This is a genomic window from Dactylosporangium aurantiacum (genome assembly GCF_000716715.1).
GTDB lineage: Bacteria > Actinomycetota > Actinomycetes > Mycobacteriales > Micromonosporaceae > Dactylosporangium > Dactylosporangium aurantiacum.
This window is the reverse complement of the sequence record NZ_JNYJ01000212.1, coordinates 1-225: the sequence shown is the minus strand read 5'-3', so window position 1 is coordinate 225 and position 225 is coordinate 1. Positions and strand designations below refer to the sequence as shown.

The 225-nt window shown below is 69.8% G+C and carries 1 protein-coding gene; it reads right to left on the bottom strand.

Annotated elements, in window-relative coordinates:
• A partial coding sequence (locus OP18_RS50955) for a prolipoprotein diacylglyceryl transferase family protein (RefSeq protein ID WP_033368088.1) occupies positions 1 to 225 on the bottom strand: 225 nt, incomplete at both ends.

Here is a 225-nt window from a genome sequence, read left to right as displayed (position 1 = left end):
GGGACGGCGTGGTCGGTGGTGTCGGTACGCCGGGCACGCAGGAGGTAGGTGGTCGCGGCGAGGAACACCACGAGGCAGGTCCAGGTGTTGAGCCGGATGCCCAGGATGTGGTTGGCGTGGTCGACACGGAGCGCTTCGATCCAGACCCGGCCGAGGGTGTAGGCGGCGACGCAGAGGGCGAAGAGCCGCCCGCGGTTGAGGTCGAAGCGTCGTTCGGCCCAGAGG